This window comes from Mariluticola halotolerans (genome assembly GCF_021611515.1).
Lineage (GTDB): Bacteria > Pseudomonadota > Alphaproteobacteria > Rhizobiales > Devosiaceae > Mariluticola > Mariluticola halotolerans.
The window spans coordinates 2,225,455-2,244,486 of sequence record NZ_CP090960.1; the positions used below are offsets into that span (position 1 = coordinate 2,225,455).

Annotated in this window: 16 protein-coding genes; 7 read left to right on the forward strand and 9 right to left on the reverse strand. The window is 60.3% G+C overall.

Annotated elements, in window-relative coordinates; all coding sequences use genetic code 11:
- Positions 1 to 117: 117 nt before the first annotated feature.
- The 3 genes from preA to L1P08_RS10620 form a co-directional block, all read right to left on the reverse strand.
- Positions 118 to 1,434 carry an NAD-dependent dihydropyrimidine dehydrogenase subunit PreA gene (gene preA / locus L1P08_RS10610; RefSeq protein WP_303616989.1) on the reverse strand — a complete coding sequence of 439 codons (1,317 nt, stop codon included), beginning with the start codon at positions 1,432 to 1,434 and terminating at the stop codon, positions 118 to 120.
- A gap of 15 nt (positions 1,435 to 1,449) precedes the next feature.
- Positions 1,450 to 1,866 (reverse strand): hypothetical protein, encoded by a 417-nt coding sequence (locus tag L1P08_RS10615; RefSeq protein ID WP_303616990.1) that lies wholly within the window; start codon positions 1,864 to 1,866, stop codon positions 1,450 to 1,452.
- A gap of 99 nt (positions 1,867 to 1,965) precedes the next feature.
- The gene (locus L1P08_RS10620; RefSeq protein ID WP_303616991.1) at positions 1,966 to 3,300 is read right to left on the reverse strand and encodes an NAD(P)-dependent oxidoreductase; all 1,335 of its coding nucleotides are present in this window, start codon (positions 3,298 to 3,300) and stop codon (positions 1,966 to 1,968) included.
- A 330-nt stretch (positions 3,301 to 3,630) separates the two neighbouring features.
- Here L1P08_RS10620 and L1P08_RS10625 point away from each other — a divergent pair, with 330 nt between their 5' ends.
- The 5 genes from L1P08_RS10625 (at position 3,631) to L1P08_RS10645 (ending at position 7,594) form a co-directional block, all read left to right on the forward strand.
- Positions 3,631 to 3,921: a septal ring lytic transglycosylase RlpA family protein gene (locus L1P08_RS10625; protein ID WP_303619546.1), complete on the forward strand. Its 291-nt coding sequence runs from the start codon at positions 3,631 to 3,633 to the stop codon at positions 3,919 to 3,921.
- A gap of 448 nt (positions 3,922 to 4,369) precedes the next feature.
- On the forward strand, positions 4,370 to 5,230 hold the full coding sequence (locus L1P08_RS10630; RefSeq protein WP_303616992.1) for a LysR family transcriptional regulator: 861 nt from the start codon (positions 4,370 to 4,372) through the stop codon (positions 5,228 to 5,230).
- A gap of 87 nt (positions 5,231 to 5,317) precedes the next feature.
- Entirely contained in the window at positions 5,318 to 5,845 is a 528-nt protein-coding gene (locus L1P08_RS10635; RefSeq protein ID WP_303616993.1) for a response regulator, read from the forward strand.
- Between the two features lie 131 nt (positions 5,846 to 5,976).
- On the forward strand, positions 5,977 to 7,140 hold the full coding sequence (locus L1P08_RS10640) for an MFS transporter (protein WP_303616994.1): 1,164 nt from the start codon (positions 5,977 to 5,979) through the stop codon (positions 7,138 to 7,140).
- Entirely contained in the window at positions 7,133 to 7,594 is a 462-nt protein-coding gene (locus L1P08_RS10645; RefSeq protein ID WP_303616995.1) for an MmcB family DNA repair protein, read from the forward strand. Before L1P08_RS10640 ends, L1P08_RS10645 begins: the two co-directional genes overlap by 8 nt.
- On the opposite strand, the gene L1P08_RS10650 is transcribed toward L1P08_RS10645, so the two are convergent.
- The 3 genes from L1P08_RS10650 to L1P08_RS10660 all read right to left on the reverse strand — a co-directional run bounded on the left by L1P08_RS10650 (position 7,591) and on the right by L1P08_RS10660 (position 11,274).
- Positions 7,591 to 9,183, reverse strand: a complete 1,593-nt coding sequence (locus L1P08_RS10650; RefSeq protein ID WP_303616996.1) for an MBL fold metallo-hydrolase — start codon at positions 9,181 to 9,183, stop codon at positions 7,591 to 7,593. The genes L1P08_RS10645 and L1P08_RS10650 overlap by 4 nt on opposite strands.
- A gap of 72 nt (positions 9,184 to 9,255) precedes the next feature.
- Entirely contained in the window at positions 9,256 to 9,804 is a 549-nt protein-coding gene (locus tag L1P08_RS10655) for an ActR/PrrA/RegA family redox response regulator transcription factor (RefSeq protein WP_303616997.1), read from the reverse strand.
- A gap of 171 nt (positions 9,805 to 9,975) precedes the next feature.
- Positions 9,976 to 11,274: an ActS/PrrB/RegB family redox-sensitive histidine kinase gene (locus tag L1P08_RS10660; RefSeq protein ID WP_303616998.1), complete on the reverse strand. Its 1,299-nt coding sequence runs from the start codon at positions 11,272 to 11,274 to the stop codon at positions 9,976 to 9,978.
- A gap of 168 nt (positions 11,275 to 11,442) precedes the next feature.
- On the opposite strand from L1P08_RS10660, the gene L1P08_RS10665 reads away from it, so the two are divergent.
- Together L1P08_RS10665 and L1P08_RS10670 are read left to right on the forward strand one after the other, a co-directional pair.
- On the forward strand, positions 11,443 to 11,892 hold the full coding sequence (locus L1P08_RS10665; protein ID WP_303616999.1) for a DUF2852 domain-containing protein: 450 nt from the start codon (positions 11,443 to 11,445) through the stop codon (positions 11,890 to 11,892).
- Between the two features lie 185 nt (positions 11,893 to 12,077).
- Positions 12,078 to 12,815, forward strand: coding sequence for a M48 family metallopeptidase (locus L1P08_RS10670; protein WP_303617000.1), 738 nt, complete (start codon positions 12,078 to 12,080; stop codon positions 12,813 to 12,815).
- Between the two features lie 282 nt (positions 12,816 to 13,097).
- Here L1P08_RS10670 and L1P08_RS10675 read toward each other — a convergent pair whose 3' ends face one another.
- The 3 genes from L1P08_RS10675 to recF all read right to left on the reverse strand — a co-directional run bounded on the left by L1P08_RS10675 (position 13,098) and on the right by recF (position 19,024).
- Complete coding sequence (locus L1P08_RS10675) at positions 13,098 to 15,146, reverse strand: transglycosylase domain-containing protein (protein ID WP_303617001.1); 2,049 nt, start codon at positions 15,144 to 15,146, stop codon at positions 13,098 to 13,100.
- 211 nt (positions 15,147 to 15,357) lie between these two features.
- A complete protein-coding gene (gene gyrB, locus L1P08_RS10680) occupies positions 15,358 to 17,784 on the reverse strand; it encodes a DNA topoisomerase (ATP-hydrolyzing) subunit B (RefSeq protein WP_303617002.1) in 2,427 nt (808 codons plus the stop codon).
- A gap of 109 nt (positions 17,785 to 17,893) precedes the next feature.
- On the reverse strand, positions 17,894 to 19,024 hold the full coding sequence (gene recF / locus L1P08_RS10685; protein ID WP_438268406.1) for a DNA replication/repair protein RecF: 1,131 nt from the start codon (positions 19,022 to 19,024) through the stop codon (positions 17,894 to 17,896).
- Positions 19,025 to 19,032: the final 8 nt, after the last annotated feature.

Genomic DNA, 19,032 nt, shown 5'->3' on the forward strand with positions numbered 1-19,032 from the left:
TTTGTGCCCTTCTTACTAGGGGATCGCGCACCGGGTGTGAAGCAGGCGCCGGCTTTGTCACCGACAAAACACAAAGGGTACGCATGACGGTAACGCCCCCTTACGGCCGGGCGGCTTCTATTCCGCCGGTTCCGTCACCCGGCCGGGATTATTGGGGTGGGTCGTCCAGTTGGCGTAATCGGCTTCAACCGGCTTGCCGGTGCGTTCATCCATCATGCCGGGGCTGAGCTCTTCCATGGTGATGCAATTCTCGACCGGACAGACATCGATGCAAAGATTACAGGCGACGCATTCGTCATCCTTGACCTCAAAGCCGCGCTTGCCATCAATCGTATTGGCGATGGCCTGATGCGAGGTGTCTTCGCACGCGATATAGCAGCGGCCGCATTTGATGCAGAGGTCCTGATCGATCCGCGCCTTGGAGATGTAATTGAGGTTGAGATATTGCCAGTCGGTGACATTGGGTGTCGCCCGGCCAATCACATCATCAAGGCTGGTGTGACCCTTTTCATCCATCCAGTTGGAGAGGCCTGAAATCATTTCCTCGACCACCTTGAAGCCATAGGTCATGGCGGCGGTGCAGACCTGCACATTGCCCGCGCCCAAGGCGAGAAATTCCGCCGCGTCGCGCCAGGTGGTGATGCCGCCAATGCCTGAAATCGGCAATCCGGCGGTTGCCGGATCGCGCGCAATTTCGGCGACCATATTAAGGGCGATGGGTTTAACCGCCGGGCCGCAATAGCCGCCATGGGTGCCCTTGCCGTCGATCGAGGGCTCGGGAGAAAACGTGTCGAGATTGACCGAGGTGATCGAGTTGATGGTGTTGATCAGCGAAACCGCATCGGTGCCGCCGTTTTTCGCGGCGCGGGTGGGCTTGCGCACATCGGCGATATTGGGCGTCAGCTTGGTAATCACCGGCATGCGCGAATATTGCTTGCACCAGCGCACCACCATTTCCACATATTCAGGCACCTGGCCGACAGCGGCACCCATGCCGCGTTCGCTCATGCCGTGGGGGCAACCGAAATTGAGTTCGATCCCGTCGGCCCCGGTCTCCTCGACCAGCGGCAGAATGGCTTTCCAGCTTTCTTCCTCACAGGGCACCATCAGCGAGACGACGACAGCGCGGTCGGGCCAGTTCATCTTGACCTGCTTGATTTCGCGCAGGTTCACATAGAGATCGCGGTCGGTGATCAGTTCGATATTGTTGAGGCCAAGCAGACGCCGGTCGGCACCATAGATCGCGCCATAGCGCGGGCCGTTGACATTGACCACTGGCGGACCTTCTTCGCCAAGGGTCTTCCAGACCACACCGCCCCAGCCCGCCTTGAACGCGCGCTCGACATTATAGGCCTTGTCGGTTGGTGGAGCCGAGGCCAACCAGAACGGGTTCGGTGATTTGATACCCACAAAACTGCTACGGAGGTCAGCCATTTTGTTCTCCTTGGATCAATCGATCTTTTTGTTCGGGTTGCGCAATTCTTTTCTGACCATAAGCTTGAGCCCCGACCAGACCGTATCAATTGCGCATACTTTGATGTCGACGAAGCCGGTGGGCAGCGCCACATCGCGCACCACGTCTTCGGTAATATCGGTTTCAACCTTTGCGGCCTTTTTCGGCCATGAAACCCAGACCATTGCATTGTCATCGAGGTGTTGGCGGGCCTCGCTTATCAGCTGTTCGAGCCGCTGGCGTTCGGTCACAAAAAAGTGCGCGGCGGCCGACCCATTCACCCTGTCCTGCCAGTGGACGTCGCCCGTGCTTTCAATTTCCATGCGCACGCTTTCAGGCATGTTCACCGCCCAGACCGCCCCGGCATAACCGAGCTTCCGGGCCAATGGGGTGCCTGAATATCCCGCGCTCATTTCACCCGCGCTCCCACACCGGCTTGCGCCATATCCGGCGGGTTGCGCATTGAATAGCGCCTGAGAAGGGGGGCGATATGATCTGTCATTGCCCGTGTCTCATGAAAGCGCCTTGTTGATCGCCTCGGCCGCGTCGCGGCCATGGGCTGCGGCGGTCACTGTCAGATCGTCGCCGCCATAAACACAGTCGCCCCCGGCCCACACCTTTTCATGTGAGGTGCGCATGTCGGCATCCACCTTGATCCGCCCGCCTTCCAGCGTCACATCGGAGAAATCATTGTCAAAGCTCTGGCCGATGGCCTTGAAAACCTGATCAGCCTCAAGGGTCATGGTCGCCCCCATCATGGCCAGCTTGCCATCCTTGAGACTTGTATATTCCAGCTCCAGCCCGGTGACTTTGCCATTCGCGCTCAGCACCCGTTTCGGGGCCAGCCAGTGGCGGATATTGACGCCTCTGGCGGCAGCCAGTTCCTGCTCAAAGACAGAAGCGTTCATATGATCCTGGCCGCGCCGGTAACAAATCGTCACCTCTTCAGCGCCCAAAAGCTTGGCCTGGATGCCGGCGTCAATGGCGGTCATGCCGCCGCCAATCACCACGACCTTGCGCCCGATGGGCAGTTTGGCAATGTCGGAAGACTGGCGCAATTCGGCGATAAAATCGATGGCGTCACGCACCCCGTCGGCACCCTCGCCTTCGGCGCGTAATGCATTGACGCCGGAAAGTCCCAGCCCCAGAAACACCGCGTCATGGCTTGCGGTCAGCTCATCCAGATTGAAATCGCGCCCCAGCGCCTTGCCGGTTTCAACCGTAATGCCGCCAATCGAGAGGATATAGTCCACCTCTTCCTGAGCAAAGCCGTCGGGGGCCTTGTAGGCGGCGATGCCATATTCATTGAGACCACCCGGTTTCGGCCGCGCATCAAACATCGTGACGTCATGCCCGTGCATGGCCAGCCGGTGGGCGCAGGCGAGACCGGCCGGTCCGGCGCCAATAACGGCTATCTTTTTGCCGGTCTCTGCAGCGCGCGCATAAAACTGCTTGTCCTCCGCCATGGCGATATCGGTGGCGTAGCGTTGCAGCTGGCCGATCTTGACCGGCTTGCCTTCCGCTTCCATGCGCACGCAGGCTTCCTCGCAAAGGGTCTCGGTGGGGCAGACCCGGGCACACATGCCGCCCAGAATGTTCTGGTCGAAAATTGTCTCGGCCGCGCCCAGCGGATTGCCGGTCGAGATTTCGCGAATGAACATCGGGATGTCGATTTCGGTGGGACAGGCCTTCTGGCAGGGCGCGTCATAGCAGAAGTAACAGCGGTCCGCCTCGACATGGGCTTCGTGCCGGTCAAGCGCCGGGTGCAGGTCAGAGAAGTTTTCGGCATAGCGGCCGGGCTCAAGGCGCTCCGGTGCGATACCCTGTTTGAGAAGACCTTCGGTCATTCCATCCCCCGCTCTTTAATCCCTGAACGAGAGGCTAGCGCAGATAAAAAATTTTATCAATTGGTCAAAAATGAGAAAATATCATGCCTGTTCCGCCGGCAGCATTGAGGTGTAACCGGCGGCACGCAAGGGTTTCGGGCGTTAAATGTCACGCAAATGCCACAGCGGGCCACCCATATCCGGCATTTGTGACAATGGCCACATTGCCGCCAAGTTACCTCCTTAGGCGGCGCGCTTCGCTAACGATCAAGTGCTGGAACCTTTGTGCAGAACAGAAAACTGACCGCCCTGCTGCTGAGTGCAGGGCTGGTATTGAACGCCGGTGCCGCAATGGCGGCGGGCGGCAATGCCTGCGGACGCGCCTCGTGGTACGCTCTCACCTCAATGACCGCCTCGGGACAAATGATGAATCCCGACGCCATGACCGCGGCGCACCGCTCCCTGCCTTTCGGTACAAAGGTGAAAGTGGTCAACCAGAGCAATGGCCGCGAGATTACCGTCACGATCAATGACCGGGGACCGTTCATCAAGGGCCGGATCATCGATCTCAGCCGGGCGGCGGCCAGTCATCTCGGCTTCAAGAATGCCGGCGTGACCAAGGTTTGTATCATACACAGCTAAAGCGCCGCTTTTGCTGTCTGGCGCTTTACCTGTTTGCCCTCACGATCAGACCCTGATTGGCCGGGGGCGTCCAGAAACCGGCCGCATCCTCAGCGGGCGGATAGCCGATATCCGCCCGCAATCTATCGCTTAAATGCCCTGTCGCCCGCAACACGCGCCGGCGTTGGCGATAGGCTGTATAGCGGCGGGTCAGGGTCGCGAAAAACCCACGAAGACCCCGCCTTTGCGTGCCTTCCGGTGCCGTTATTGTCTGGCGCAGAATTTGTTTTTCAATTTCAATATACACAATGACCTCGCAAGAGAATTATCGCCCGTGATTTTGAGCCCACGCCGTATGCCGTGGACCATATACGTCTCAGAGCGCTGATATTGATGGAGTTAGTGTTGCACCCATGAGTTCCAGGCGGTAGAAGGAAATCAGAACCTTGTTTTTCAAAAATGAAACAATATGGACTGGAATGACCTGAAACTGTTCGTGGACGTGGCCCGCATGGGCGGTCTGAGTGCTGCGCAACGGATCAATGGTGTAAGCGCGCCCACGCTGGGCCGACGGATCACGGCACTTGAAAACGAGATCGGGGAATCCCTGTTCATCCGCTCCCAGACCGGCTACCGGCTAACCCCGGCGGGCCTGGCGCTGATGGAGCACGCCAAGCATGTCGAAGCGGCCATGGTGGGCGTCGATCAATGGCGGGCCGAAAATCAGGGAACACGGCTGGTTCTGGTGTCGGCCGGCAATTGGACATCGGGGTTTCTGGCCCGGAATATTACCGCCCTCTGGTCGCCGGACAGTCCCTATCGTATCGAACTGGTCACCGCGAACGAGAAGATCGATATCGGCCATCGCCAGGCCGATATCGGGTTACGCAATGCGCGGCCCACCGAGCAATGGCTGGCCGGGCGGCAGGTGGGACACGTCGCTTACGCTCTTTATTCCGGGCACACCCTCACCCATGGGCTGAAAGCTGGATTGTTTGTCGGGCTTTCGGGCGCTGCCACCACGCCCTCGGCACGCTGGATGCAGGCGCGATATGGTGACCGGATAGGGGTGCGTGGCAATGACCCGCACAGTATTCTGGAACTGGTGGCGGCGGGGGCCGGGTTAACGGTTCTGCCGTGCTTTGTTGGCGACAGCGACCCGCGGCTAGTGCGGGTTACCGGCATTATCGAGGACCTGACAACCGAACAATGGCTGGTTTCACACCATGACGAGCGGCATAATTCTGCCGTTCGGCGCACTGTCGATTCCATTGCCCGGCTGTTATTGCAGCATACCGGTTTATTTCGGGGCGAGAAGCCGAACCGGTAACCAATTTGAAGTTGGCAGTCTCGACTTTTACGGCGCTGCGGGTTAAGGGACGGGCGGCAATATTCTGCCCTAAGGACGCAAAATATTATGTTTTCAAATGCCTTTGTCGTCGGCGCCAGCAATGGCCCTGCGCCAGCGCTTGTCGACGCGGCAAATTGCGCCGAGTTTGCAAGAATAGAACCTTTTACACGCCTCAGCGCGGTTGAAACCGCCCTCAAATCCGTGCCCAGTTGCTTTTTTCTTTTCGCGCCTGTCGCCGATATTTCGCGGATGGGCAAACTTGTGCGCCAGATCCGCCAGAGCAGGCATGCCGGCATCCGTTACGCGCCCCTGATTTATTTCTGCAACACCGCCTCGCGCGAGGTTATCCGCGCCTGCGTGACCCTTGGTTTTGACGACGTGATCGCCATGCCATTCTCTCCCCCCTATTTCCGCAAGCGGCTGACCACGCATATGGACAGGCCGGTCATCTATTTCGAGACCCGCGATTACCTGGGTCCGGATCGCCGCGAGGAAATGCGGACCCAGGAACGCGGACACAGCCAAACCATCACGTTCCAGCGCCATGCCGACATCGGCATTCGCATTGCCGACCGGCGCCGGAATGCGGCCTGAACCCTGCATTTCTGTGCACGCGTATGAGGTTTCCAGCGCGCCTTCGCGGGCAGGCTTTCACTCCGTGATGGATATTGTCTAACACCTGCCGACCCCCTAATCTCACCCCGATTCAACGGGAAGTCTCAATCATGCGTTTCGGTCTCGACCTTGCCCCGCAGATGCGGGTTTATGGTGCGTTTTTCATCTATTCACTGGCGCTGGGCGGGCTTTACCCGCGCATTGGCGACCTGCAGCTGGCCATGGGTGTGCGCGAAGGTGCCCTTGGGCTGGCGCTGACGGGCGGTGGCATTGGCACAATGATTTCACTGACCTTTGCCAGCCCGGTCCTTGACAGGCTCGGTTACCGGCGCACCCTCACCCTTGGCATTATCCTGCTCGGCATGATCATTGCGACCGCCAGCTTTGCCACCGGCCCTGCCATGCTGTTCGGCATCCTGTTTTTCATGGGCCTGACAATCGGGGCGATTGAAGTGGTCGCCAATGTGGAGGCCGACCGGACCGAACATCTCGTTGGGCGGCGCATCATGAACCGCTGTCATGCCTTCTGGAGTTTCGGCTTTTTCTCCGCCGGCATGATCGGGGCTTTTGCCAAGCAGGCCGGGGTCAGCCCGCAACTGCATTTGCTGGGCATGGTGCCGATCATTGCGGTGGGTGTGGTGCTCATGCTGGGCCGGATGACCCCGGCCGCCGCCCGCCTGCATGCCGCCAGCCAGGCGAAAGCGCCCCGGTTTGCCGTGCCCAGCTTTGACATCATGGCGCTGGTTGCCCTGTCGCTTTCTGCCATGTTCCTTGAGGGCGCGGGGGCCGACTGGTCGGTGATTTTCATGCGCGATATTTTTGCCGCCGCCCCCTTCGTCAACGGGCTGGCCTTTGCCGTGGGCGCGCTGGCCCAGGCATTGGCACGGTTTTTTGCCGATGGCTATATCGAGCGGTTCGGCCCGGTGGCCGTTGCGCGCACCCTCATTCTCACCCTTGGGGCCGGCGCGGTGATCATCACCACCGCTTCTCACCCCTATATCGCGCTTTTCGGCTTTGCCCTTGCTGGATTGGGCACCAGCGCGATTTTCCCGCTCGCCATGTCAGCCGCCGCCCAACGCACGGACCGGCCCGCTGCCATCAATGTCGCCGCGCTGGCGCAATTGTCGTTTGTCGCCTTTTTGATCGGCCCGCCCCTGCTGGGCTTTGTCGCCGAACATTACGGGCTGCGTATGGCTTTCGGAATCTGTTTGCCCCTCGTCGTTCTCAGCTGGTTCTCGATCGGGTCATTACGCCCAAAGGCGGCTGATGACTGAGCTTCCGCCCATTGTTGATAGAAGGCAATCCGCCACAGCGCTGCGGGTGCAGCGGGGGGTCATGCGGTTCCTTCGGGCCCGTTATGATCTGTGCTGTTATGCGGAAGTGCCGCTCGCCAATGGGCGGCGCGCCGATGTGCTGGCGGTTGGACCCAAGGGGCAAATCTGGATTATCGAGATCAAATCCAGCCTTGAGGATTTCCGGGTCGACAGCAAATGGCCCGAATACAAGGCATTCTGCGACCGGTTTTTCTTTGCCAAACCGCCGGAACTGGAAGCGGAAATCTTCCCCGAATTTGAAGGGTTGATCGTGGCCGACGGGCACGGGGCGGACATTTTGCGTGATGCGCTGGATGACCCCCTGCCTGCGGCACGGCGCAAGGCGATGATGCTGAAGCTGACCCGGCTGGGGGCCGACCGGATCCATGCCCTGATGGATCCGGGTCCCGCCTAGGCGGCGTTCTCGAGCGCCTTTTTGAGTGCCTGCATCAGTTCAAGCCGTTCGCGGTCGGTTTTCGCCTCATGCAGGTGCTGGCTCAGCTGAATGGTGAAATCGGAGAATTCATTATGCCAGTCGCGGCTGAACTGTACCGGATCGATCCGGCGGGCCAGCGGCTTGGTGACTTCACCGAGCCCCGAGGCGCGCAATTCAAAAGCGTCATCGAGCTGGGGCATGACCACCTGATCGCCGCCAATGCCTAAATGGATCAGTGCTTCCCGCATGGCGTTGCGGCCCTTGTCCTCGCCATGGGTGAGAAAAATCGCGCCATGGGCGGGCAGGCGCTCGCGGATCCAGTCCATCAGTTCGGAATGATCGGCATGGGCGGAATAGTTGGAGATGGTGCGAATCGTGCCGCGGATGGGCACCAGTGAGCCGTGAATGCGCACTTCTTTGGCGCCGCCCTGAATAACCGAGCCGAGCGTGCCCGGCGCCTGATAACCGACAAACAGCACTGTGGCATCATGGCGGATCAGGTTATTGCGCAAATGATGCTTGATCCGGCCGGCATCGCACATGCCGGAGGCCGACATGATGATCGCGCCGCCCTTGATATTGTTGATGTCCTTTGATTCCTGCACACTCTCAACAATGCGGAAGCGATTGTCGGAGAACAATTCCTCGGCCCCGAGTTCCGTATCATCGAACATGCCGGCATATTTCTTGTAGACGCCGGTCACCTTGCGGGCCAGAGGCGAGTCGAGGAAAACCAGATGGGGGTTCACCTCGCCGCTTTTGATCAGATAGCCGATATCATGCAGCAATTCCTGCGAGCGCTCGACGGCAAAGGTGGGGATGACCAGATTGCCGCCGCGCTTTAAGGCGGCATTGATTTCGGTCTTTAAGGCCTCGCGGCGCTGGTTCAGCGTATAATCTTCGCGCTCCCGACCACCATAGGTGGATTCGGAGAGGATATAGTCAAAGCCGGAGGGGGCATCGGGTTCCTTGTAGAACACCTTTTCGTCAGGGCCGAGATCGCCGGAGAACAGGAGGCGGATTTTCTGGCCCTCGCCATCGTCCACCTCTACCTCGATTGAGGCGGAGCCAAGGATGTGGCCGGCATTCCAGAACCGGAAACGCACGCCGGGGCCGGGTTCAACCCATTGCTGATATTCATGCGGCACCCGGTGTTTCAAGGCCTCTTCGGCATCCTTGACCTGATAGAGCGGCTCGACCGGCGGTTCGCCGCGCCGGGAGCGTTTGCGGTTCTCGCGCTCGGCTTCGCTTTCCTGAATACCGGCACCGTCCTCGAGCAGGAATTCAATCAGCCCGCCGGTGGGCGCTGTCAGGTGTATCGGCCCCCGGAAGCCCTCACGATAGAGTTTCGGCACCAGGCCGCAATGGTCGATATGCGCGTGGGTCAGCAGCAGATAGTCAATGGCTTTCGGATCATAGGGCTGGGGTTTGAGGTTCAGTTCCCTGACCGTCTTGTTGCCCTGGAACAGGCCGCAATCAACAAGGAATTGCCCACCAGGATGCACGATGCGGTAGCTGGAGCCGGTAACCGTGCCGGCGGCACCGTGGAAATGAAGGGTGACGGACATATTGACCTCCTTGGCGGGTCCTGAAGGCCAGAGATCCGCTGATGCATTCAAAGTCGGGAGCGGCCCGGGCGATCAGCGCGGGGCGCGTTTGGCAAGGATACGCTGCAGGGTGCGGCGGTGCATATTGAGGCGGCGCGCCGTTTCCGAGACATTGCGGTCACATAATTCATAGACCCGCTGAATATGCTCCCAGCGCACCCGGTCAGCCGACATCGGGTTCTCGGGCGGTTCGGGCTTGTCTTCGGTATCGGAGAGCAATGCCTTGATGACATCATCGGCATCGGCGGGCTTGGCCAGATAATCGACCGCGCCGAGTTTCACCGCGGTCACGGCGGTCGCGATATTGCCATAGCCGGTCAACACCACGGCGCGGGCATCGGCCCGGCGGGCATGCAGGGCCGAGACCACATCCAGCCCGTTACCGTCTTCAAGCCGCAGGTCAACAACGGCAAAGGCGGGCGGGGCGGCGGCAACGGCGGCAAGACCACCGGCAACGCTGTCGGCGATGCGCACATCAAAGCCACGCCGTTCCATGGCCCGCTCCAGCCGGGTCAACCAGGGTTTGTCGTCATCTACAAGCAGCAAGGACCGATCGCGGTTCAAAAGCTCGTCAAGTACCATGACTTTCACTCCAGACCCCGGCGCATCTGAGACGTCTTCGTGTTTCACCTGCGCTCCGTCTTTTTTGTTCTGCGGCTCCGCGGCCTCTGTTACCGGCCCGGACCTTATTTAGAACCTGTACAAACTGACATATAGGATTTTCCGTCACAAAGGTCAAAGCTGACGCGGCAATCATCCGTCGGAAACCAGGCCCTCGCGCCAGTGCACAATCACCTCGGCATGCCCCTCCGGGTCGACATTGCGGAAGGTAAGTTGTGCGCCGGTCCGCTCCAGCAAGGTCTTGGCAATGAAGATGCCAAGGCCCAGCCCGCCCGCCGCTGCCGGGTCCTTGCCCGGCCCATGCACCCGGGTGGTCAGATAGGGTTCGCCCAGCCGGGTGATCAGGTCGGGGGGAAAGCCCGCGCCGTCATCGGTGACAGAGATTGTAAAGCCGGCCCCGTCCCATTCCATTTCAATGGTCACGCTGGTCAGGGCAAAATCCACCGCATTCTCAATGAGGTTGCCAAGGCCATAAAGCAGGCTGACATTGCGGGTCACAAACGGTTCCGGCCCGGTGCCGCTGCCGGGCAGAATGATCAGGTTTTTGCCCGGAACCTCGCGGATTTTGGCCACTTCCTCGACCAGATCATGCAGGGATACGCGGCCAAACGGGCCATCATCATTGTCGCCATCAAGATTGCGCAATTTGCCAAGGATGGCCCGGCAGCGCGCGGCCTGTTCGATAATCAGCTGCGCATCATCGGCCACCGGCCCCTCGCCCAGTTCGGACCGCATTTCCTTGGCGGCCAGCGCAATGGTTGAAAGGGGGGTGCCCAGTTCATGGGCGGCGGCGGCGGCAAGCCCGTCGAGCGCTGAGAGCCGTTGCTGGCGCGACAGGGTCAGTTCGGTGGCCGCCAGGGCGTCGGCCAATTGCCGCGCCTCATGCGCCACCCGGTTGGTATAGGCGGCAATAAAAACAACACCCAGCAGCAGCGCCGCCCAGATACCTGCGACATATAGCGCATCGAGCTGCAAGGGCGCCTGCGGATGCCAGGGCAGCGGACGATGCCAGATCACCAGCCCGGAGGCGATCAGGGCCACAAGCACCGACAGCAGGAAGGTGGCCCGCTGGGTAAGCGTGGTCGCCGAGACCGAGACCGGGGCCAGCAATAAAAGCGAGAAGGGGTTTTGCAGCCCGCCGGTCAGCCACAGCAGCCCGCCCAGCTGCAGACAGTCATAGGCGAGCTGGATGGCGGCAAAGCCGGGGGTCATGCGGTGGCTGGACCCCAGCCAGACCAGAAGACCGATATTGAGCGCCGCTGAAAGTCCGATCAGGGCGATACATTCGACAAGCGGCACGGGAAAGCCGATGAACAGGGCGACAAAAAACACGCTGGCCAGCTGGCCGGCAATAGCCAGCCAGCGCAAACGCACCAGGGTCGCCAACCGCAAGGGGCGCCATGCATGGGTCGAGACCGGTTGTATCACCATTGGCCATTTGTCCTTCTTTTTTGCCCGCAAGGGGCCCGAAACCCCCGGCAACAAGGGGCGTGTAGTATGCACCAGCCGCATTTCAAGACCGAAAAACCCATAAAATACGGGTTGACCGGCGTCTCGCAGCCCCCACATCAGCAGTGTTCGTGACTGGGAGAGTTGAAAATGAACACTGCACTTATCAAACCTGAATGGTCTCCGATTACCATCGGCCTGATGGTTCTCGGTTTTATCATCTTCTGGCCCCTGGGTCTTGCCATGCTGGCTTATATCCTTTGGGGTGAAAAGTTCGGCGGTTCGGCCGAACGGGCCGAAGCCTGGGTAAAAGACAAAAAGCACTGGGCGAAGAATTGCCGCCATGAGCGTCGCGGTTCCCGCCATTCCAGCGGCAATGCTGCCTTTGACGATTATCGCGCAGAGCAGATGAAGCGGCTGGAAGAGGAACGCAAACGCCTCGATGAAGAGGTCAATGCTTTCCATGAATATATGCGCAATCTGCATATGGCCCGCGACCGCGAGGAATTCGACCGGTTCATGCGTGACCGCAAGGATCCACGCGACGGCAATGACAACCGGCCGGATCACGGCCACGACTATTCCGGCGACCGCACCTAGCGGCCGCCCCTCCAAGGTCTCCGAAGCATGGCGGTTCCCCCCAACCCCATGCGCAGGACTGGCGCCCCTTCTGGAATGGAAGGGGCGTTTTTTTGTGAGCGCTCCAATGCCCCCGGCCACCGTGTTCTAAGGGCCAAAAATATCCCATAATCGACCAGAAAACGAATCAGGTGAGCCTTCCCTTCATGCTCGGATTTGGCAAAAACAAATGGCCGGAAAGTACCCATGCCGAGATTGATGGCCAACAGGTCACCATCGCGGTGAAGGTGCGCCAGAATGCCAAAAGCTACCGGCTGACCATTGCGGCGGGGGGCAAACCGGTATTAAGCGTGCCGCCCCATGGGCACTGGCGCGAGGCGGCGGGGTTTCTCAACCGCAATCAGGCCTGGCTTGAAGCCCGGCTGAAACGCACCCCTGACGGGGTTTCGTTCCGGGATGGTGCGGTTATTCCCCTGCGCGGGGTCGATCATTTGATTGTTGCGGCCGAACGGGTCCGGGGCACTGTCGAGGTGATCGCCGAGGATGAGCGGACGGTTTTGCTGGTGCCCGGCGGCCCGGCACATATGGCGCGCCGGCTGACGGACTGGCTCAAGGCGGAAGCCTTGCGCGATATCGAGGAATGTGTGGGTCTGCATGCCCGCCAGCTGGGCGTGCGCCCCACCGGCATTTCCATGCGCGGGCAATCCACACGCTGGGGCTCGTGTTCCAGCGCCGGGCGGCTCAATTTCAACTGGCGTTTGATCCTCGCCCCGCCCTTTGTGCTGGATTATGTCGCCGCCCATGAGGTGGCGCATATGGTGGAGATGAACCATTCACAGGCATTCTGGGATACGGTTGAACGCACCCTGCCCGACATGAACCGGGGCCGGGCCTGGCTGAAGGCGCATGGAAGACAGCTCATGGCCTATGGCGTGGACAGCTAGCGCATTTCTCCCAAAAGCGACGCTGTCATTGCGCTCATCGGCAATTCCCAATCCTCCCAAACCCGCATCCTGAGCCTGTCGAAGAACGAGGGTTTGAGCAGCGCTCTCTCCCTCCCCCTTGTGGGGAGGGATTAAGGGTGGGGGTTGGCCCGAAGGGCCAAACAAGGAAACTGCAATCTCCCCGAAAACATGGCGCTTGTGGCTCCACCCCACCCGACCCGGCTTTGCCGGGCCACCCTCCCCATCAAGGGGAGGGAAAAAGGAATAGCCAAACTCGGGCCGCTAATTGCCAAACAGGCCGGAGAACAAATCAACCAGGGTGCGCGGCTTTTCCGTGCCTGACGGGGTGCCGGCATTGTCCGGTGCGGCCGGGGCCGCATTTGCAAAGCGTGTGTAATCGCCACCGGGCAGGGCCGCAACGGCCAGGCCCTGATGCGCTTTTTCCATGAATTCCGACCAGATGGCGACCGGAAAACCGCCGCCCCCGACGCCCTTCATCGGGCTGTCATCGTCATTGCCAAGCCAGACGCCGGTGACCATGCGGGCGGAAAACCCGACAAATACCGCGTCGCGATTATCCTGGGTCGTGCCGGTCTTGCCAGCAATCGGCCAGTTGCCGACATGGGCTTTCTTGGCGGTGCCGACTTCGACAGCATAGGAGAGCATGTCATTCATCATCGCCACATTTTCCGGGGCAATGACCCGGCCGGGCCCTGCGGGAATATTCTGGTAGAGTTGCTGGCCATCTGCGGTTTCGATGCGGGTAATCACATGGGCAATCACCCCGTTGCCACCATTGGCAAAAGGCGCAAAAGCCGCTGTCAGTTCCAGCAGGGAGACTTCCTGGGAGCCAAGGGCAATTGAGGGCACGGCCTGCAATGGTGACGAAATGCCAAGGCGCATGGCCGTATTGACTACACTTTCCGGGCCCATTTCGATGGCCAGCCGGCCCGCAACAGTATTGAGCGAATTGGCCAGCGCATCGCGCAGGGTGACCCGGCCGACATATTTGTTGGAATAGTTTTGCGGCTTCCAGCCCTTATATTCAAACGGCGCATCTTCAACGATGGAGTCCGGTGTCAGCCCATGCTCAAGGGCACTCAGATAGACAAAGGGCTTGAACGATGAACCCGGCTGACGGCGGGCCGTGACGGCGCGGTTATACTGGCTCTTGGCATAATCGGTACCGCCGACAATGGCGCGCACGGCGCCGTCCGGCTCCATCGCCACCAGGGCCCCTTGACTGAAATTGTGGTCGGGACCGTTTTCACGCACCATTTCGCGGACAAAGAACTCGCCCTGTTTCTGCAAATCCCAGTCGATAGTTGTATAAACGATCACGTCCTCATCGACCGAACCGATATAGGCGTCCATCAGGGTCTCGACCCAGTCGGCCACATAATATTCAGCGCCCGCTACACGGGTGCGGATACGCTTGTTGGGATCGATTGCGGCAGCGGCAGCTTCCGCCTCGGAAATATAGCCTTCATCGGCCATTTCATTGAGCACAACACGGGCGCGGGCGGCTGCGGCTTCCGGGTGACGGTCGGGCGAGAGGCGCGAGGGGGCCTGCAGCAAACCGGCAAGAATCGCAGCTTCCCCAAGAGACAGGTTGCGCGCCGATTTGGCAAAATAGGTCTGGGAGGCCGCCTCGATGCCATAGGCACCGGCGCCGAAATAGACCCGGTTGAGATAGAGCTCGAGGATCTGGTCCTTGGAATAATTCTGTTCCAGCCAGATCGAGAGCAGGGCTTCCTGGATTTTACGGCCAATATTCTGGTCCGGGGTCAGGAACAGGTTTTTGGCGAGCTGCTGGGTCAGGGTGGAACCGCCGCGGGCGATGCGCCCCTCGGTGATATTGTCGACCAGAGCTGCCAGAATGCCGATGGGATCAACGCCGGGATGGCTCATGAAGCGCTTGTCTTCAATCGAGATCACGGCGGCGGGCACATATTGCGGCAATTCACGGAAGGAGACCGCCTCGCCGCCCATTTTGCCGCGATTGGAAATCAATTGCCCGTCGGCGGCAACGATCCGGATATTGGCGGGGCGTTCAGGCACGGCCCATGTGTCAGCGGCCGGCAATTGCATGGCGTAATAAATGACGATGCCGGTGACCGCGATACCGCCCCAGACGGCAGCCACCACGCCCCAGTAAAACAGCTTGCCAAGCACCCGGCCAAAAGTCAGCTTCGGCTTGGTCCGTTTGCTGCGGCTGGTGCGGCCTTTGACAGGTTTTTTGGCGCGTGTGCGCGTTGTCTTGGTCGTGCGGCCTTTTTTCTTGCCGCCGGTTCCACCAACCCTGTCTTCCGGCGATAGCTTCAAATCCATCGGCCGTCCCGATCCCTTGCGCCTTGGCAAATTCCAAGCCTCTCCAAATTCATGCCCGGCTATCAAGGGTAAATGTGGCCGGTTTATGTGGGCTTAAGAATGCGGGGGTTTATCGGGGGTGAATTCCACCAGGCAAGGCGGTGCAAAAAGGCGGCCCTCACCGCCGGATGTGCGCCATTGCCGTTAAAAAAACGGCAATGGCTTTAAGCGCTTAAACGTCGAGATTGGCGACGGTGAGGGCGTTGCTCTGGATAAAGTCGCGGCGCGGCTCAACCAGATCACCCATCAGCTGGGAGAAGGTCTCGTCGGCAATGTCGCTTTCCTTGACCTGAACCTGCAACAGGGTGCGGGCATTGGGATCAAGGGTGGTTTCCCAAAGCTGGTCGGGGTTCATTTCACCCAGACCTTTATAACGCTGGAGCGAAATGCCCTTGCGCCCGAAGGTCGTCACCGCGCTGAACAGCGAGAACGGCCCGTAAATCGGGGTCTCGGTATCCTTGCGGCTGAGGGTTGCGACCCCGCCATAAAGTTCGTCGAGCCGGCCGGCAATCTGGCGCAGCCGCCTTGCATCGGTCGAGGCGAGAAGGCTTGCGTCAAGGGTATGGGTTTCCTCGACACCGCGCACGGTGCGGCGGAAGGTCAATCCACCCTCGCCATCGGGTTCGCCCTGCCAGCCCTGTTCGACCTCATCAGAGATGCGGTCGAGCCGGTTGGCCACGCGGGTGGCGAGGGCCTGCGCCTGTGCCGGATCGGCCACGGCTTCCCCATCGAGCGCGCCGACAATGGCAGCCTGTTCAATAATGGTGCGGTTATAGCGGGTGTTGACGCTGTTGATGGCATGCACCAGGTCGCGGGCCTGTTCGGCCACGGCCAGCAAGTCGCCGCCGGCGCGGGTATCGCCGTCACGGGTCGCCAGTGCGGCATCATCAGTGCCCGTCATGAGCAGGTAATCCTCAAGCGCGCGCTCGTCTTTCAGATATTGCTCGGACTGGCCGCGCTTGATCTTATAAAGCGGTGGCTGGGCGATATAGAGATGGCCGCGTTCGATGACTTCGCGCATCTGCCGGTAGAAAAAGGTCAAGAGCAGCGTGCGGATATGGGCACCGTCGACATCAGCATCGGTCATGATGATGATCTTGTGATAGCGCAGCTTGTCGATATTGAATTCTTCGCGGCCAATGCCGGTGCCAAGCGCTGTGATCAGCGTGCCGACCTGGTCGGAGCCGAGCATGCGGTCGAAACGGGCGCGTTCCACATTGAGAATTTTACCGCGCAGCGGCAAGACGGCCTGGGTGCCGCGATCACGGCCCTGCTTGGCCGAACCGCCAGCGGAATCCCCTTCCACGATAAAGACTTCGGACTTGGCGGGATCCTTTTCCTGACAATCGGCAAGCTTGCCGGGCAGGGAGGAAATTTCCAGCGCCGATTTGCGCCTTGTCAGTTCGCGGGCCTTGCGCGCCGCTTCACGGGCAGCGGCGGCTTCTGCCACTTTCGAGACAATGATCTTGCTCTCGGTGGGATGTTCCTCAAACCACTGGTTGAGCCGTTCATTGACGACATTCTCAACCACCGGGCGCACCTCGGAGGAGACCAGCTTGTCCTTGGTCTGCGAGGAGAATTTGGGATCAGGCACCTTGACCGAGAGCACGCAGGTCAGCCCTTCGCGGCAATCATCGCCGGTCAGCGAGACCTTTTCGCGCTTGGTCACCCCGGAGCTTTCCGCGTAAGCGGTGACCTGACGGGTCAAGGCACCGCGGAGGCCCGCCAGATGGGTGCCGCCATCGCGCTGGGGGATGTTATTGGTAAAGCAGAGCACGTTTTCGTGGTAGCTGTCATTCCACCACATCGCCACTTCAACGGTGATGCCGTCCTTTTCCGCGATCAGGGCAATCGGCGCATCGATCAGCGGTGACTTGGTGCGGTCGAGATAGCGGACAAAGGCTTCAAGCCCGCCCTCGTAATAGAGTTCCACCTTGACGGGTTCCGGGTGACGGTTATCGGTCAGCAGAACGCGCACGCCGGAATTGAGGAAGGCCAGCTCCCGCAAACGGTGCTCAAGGGTTGGGAAATCGAACTCGACCATGGTGAAGGTCTCGCTCGAGGGCAGGAAGGTTACTTCCGTGCCCGTCTCGTCGCCCGCATCCCCGGTCACCTCAAGCGGCCCATCGGCCACGCCGTGGCTGAAGCTCATCTCGTGGATTTTGCCCTTGCGGCGGATTTTCAGCTTCAACGACACCGAGAGCGCGTTGACCACGGAAACACCCACGCCGTGCAGACCACCGGAAACCTTGTAGGAATTCTGGTCGAACTTACCGCCGGCATGCAGCTGGGTCATGATGACCTCGGCGGCGGAAATGCCTTCTTCGGTATGGATATCAGTGGGAATGCCACGGCCATTGTCGGTGACTGTCACCGAACCGTCGACATTAAGGGTTACGGTAACAAGGTCGGCATGGCCCGCAAGGGCCTCGTCGATGGCGTTATCGACCACTTCATAGACCATGTGGTGCAGGCCGGAACCGTCATCGGTATCACCGATATACATGCCCGGCCGCTTGCGCACCGCATCGAGGCCTTTAAGGACCTTGATGGAGTCTGCGCCATAGTCTTCGGCATCTTGAAATTTATCGTCGCTCATTGGGCCCCGAATCAGGGTGGAAATTGGCTAATCTGTTGTACCGGATCACCCCCCGTACCCCAAGGGAAATGGTGCTTTTTTGAGATTTTTCAACGTTCTGAGCCCGCTTTTATGCCCCCTCGGGCACCAAACGGCCTGCATTGACCCCAATATGCTGCGCCCCGCCCCCCAAAGCCTCAAACAACATCGGATCGGTCCCGGTCATCCAGCATTGGGTATCAAGGCTGTTCAGAGCCGAAAACAGGGCGGCACGCCGGTCCGGATCGAGATGGGCGGCCACCTCATCGAGCAGCAGCAAGGGGGTCAATCCGGTCATCTTGGCGACCAGCCGCGCATGGGCCAGCACCAGTCCGATCAGCAGGGCTTTCTGCTCGCCGGTGGAACAGAGATTGGCCGGCATGGCCTTTTGCGCGTGCACCACTTCAAGATCGACCCGGTGCGGTCCCATTATGGTGCGCCCGGCGGCCCGGTCCAGTGCCCGCGTGTCGCGCCAGCGCGCAATCAGGCTGGCCTCCAGGGTCGAGGAAGATGTGGGTTCGTGATGATCCTCAAACAATGGCGTCAGCGCGAGCCTTGCGGCCGGGAAGGCCTCCTGGTCGACACTCTCGCTGGCCAGCCGCTGCAAATGCCCCAGACTGTCGGCGCGGGCGAAATAGATCGCACCGGCATATTCGGCCATTTGCGCCTCGATCGCGTTAAGCCAGGTCCCGTCGCCCCCCTCATCGAGCAGCTTGTTGCGCTGGCGCATGGTTTTTTCATACCCCGCCACCGCCACCCCGTGATCGGGAATAAGGGTCATGACCAGCCGGTCGAGAAACCGCCGCCGGTCGGACGCGGGACCGCGAAACAGCCCGTCCATGTCCGGGGTCAGCCACATCAGCCGGACATAGGCGCTCAGCGCCTCCACGGTTCTCGCATTGGCCCCGTTGATGCGCACCCGTCGGCCGGCCTCGCCATCGCCGCCGGCCCCCGTCCCCAGATCGACCGGACCGTCCTTTGTCTCAAGCGTCACCGCCACCGCCCATTGGGCATGGGCGCCGGCCTGAATGAGACTGTCAAAGGGGGCGCGCCGCAGCCCGCGGCCCGGCGAAAGCAGCGAGACAGCTTCCAAAAGATTGGTCTTGCCAGCCCCGTTCGGGCCGGTCAGCACCACATGGCGGGAATCCAGATCAAGCGCCGCCGCCGTGTAATTGCGGTATTGCGACAGGCGGAGGCGGGAAATGTGCATGGATCTGGCCAAAAAGGCAC

Excerpts from the sequence above, each read along its gene's own strand:
- preA (WP_303616989.1), bottom strand. The coding sequence starts at position 1,434 with ATGGCTGACCTCCGTAGCAGTTTTGTGGGTATCAAATCACCGAACCCG.
- L1P08_RS10615 (WP_303616990.1), bottom strand. The coding sequence starts at position 1,866 with ATGAGCGCGGGATATTCAGGCACCCCATTGGCCCGGAAGCTCGGTTAT.
- L1P08_RS10620 (WP_303616991.1), bottom strand. The coding sequence starts at position 3,300 with ATGACCGAAGGTCTTCTCAAACAGGGTATCGCACCGGAGCGCCTTGAG.
- L1P08_RS10625 (WP_303619546.1), top strand. The coding sequence starts at position 3,631 with ATGGCGGCGGGCGGCAATGCCTGCGGACGCGCCTCGTGGTACGCTCTC.
- L1P08_RS10630 (WP_303616992.1), top strand. The coding sequence starts at position 4,370 with ATGGACTGGAATGACCTGAAACTGTTCGTGGACGTGGCCCGCATGGGC.
- L1P08_RS10635 (WP_303616993.1), top strand. The coding sequence starts at position 5,318 with ATGTTTTCAAATGCCTTTGTCGTCGGCGCCAGCAATGGCCCTGCGCCA.
- L1P08_RS10640 (WP_303616994.1), top strand. The coding sequence starts at position 5,977 with ATGCGTTTCGGTCTCGACCTTGCCCCGCAGATGCGGGTTTATGGTGCG.
- L1P08_RS10645 (WP_303616995.1), top strand. The coding sequence starts at position 7,133 with ATGACTGAGCTTCCGCCCATTGTTGATAGAAGGCAATCCGCCACAGCG.
- L1P08_RS10650 (WP_303616996.1), bottom strand. The coding sequence starts at position 9,183 with ATGTCCGTCACCCTTCATTTCCACGGTGCCGCCGGCACGGTTACCGGC.
- L1P08_RS10655 (WP_303616997.1), bottom strand. The coding sequence starts at position 9,804 with ATGGTACTTGACGAGCTTTTGAACCGCGATCGGTCCTTGCTGCTTGTA.
- L1P08_RS10660 (WP_303616998.1), bottom strand. The coding sequence starts at position 11,274 with ATGGTGATACAACCGGTCTCGACCCATGCATGGCGCCCCTTGCGGTTG.
- L1P08_RS10665 (WP_303616999.1), top strand. The coding sequence starts at position 11,443 with ATGAACACTGCACTTATCAAACCTGAATGGTCTCCGATTACCATCGGC.
- L1P08_RS10670 (WP_303617000.1), top strand. The coding sequence starts at position 12,078 with ATGCTCGGATTTGGCAAAAACAAATGGCCGGAAAGTACCCATGCCGAG.
- L1P08_RS10675 (WP_303617001.1), bottom strand. The coding sequence starts at position 15,146 with ATGGATTTGAAGCTATCGCCGGAAGACAGGGTTGGTGGAACCGGCGGC.
- gyrB (WP_303617002.1), bottom strand. The coding sequence starts at position 17,784 with ATGAGCGACGATAAATTTCAAGATGCCGAAGACTATGGCGCAGACTCC.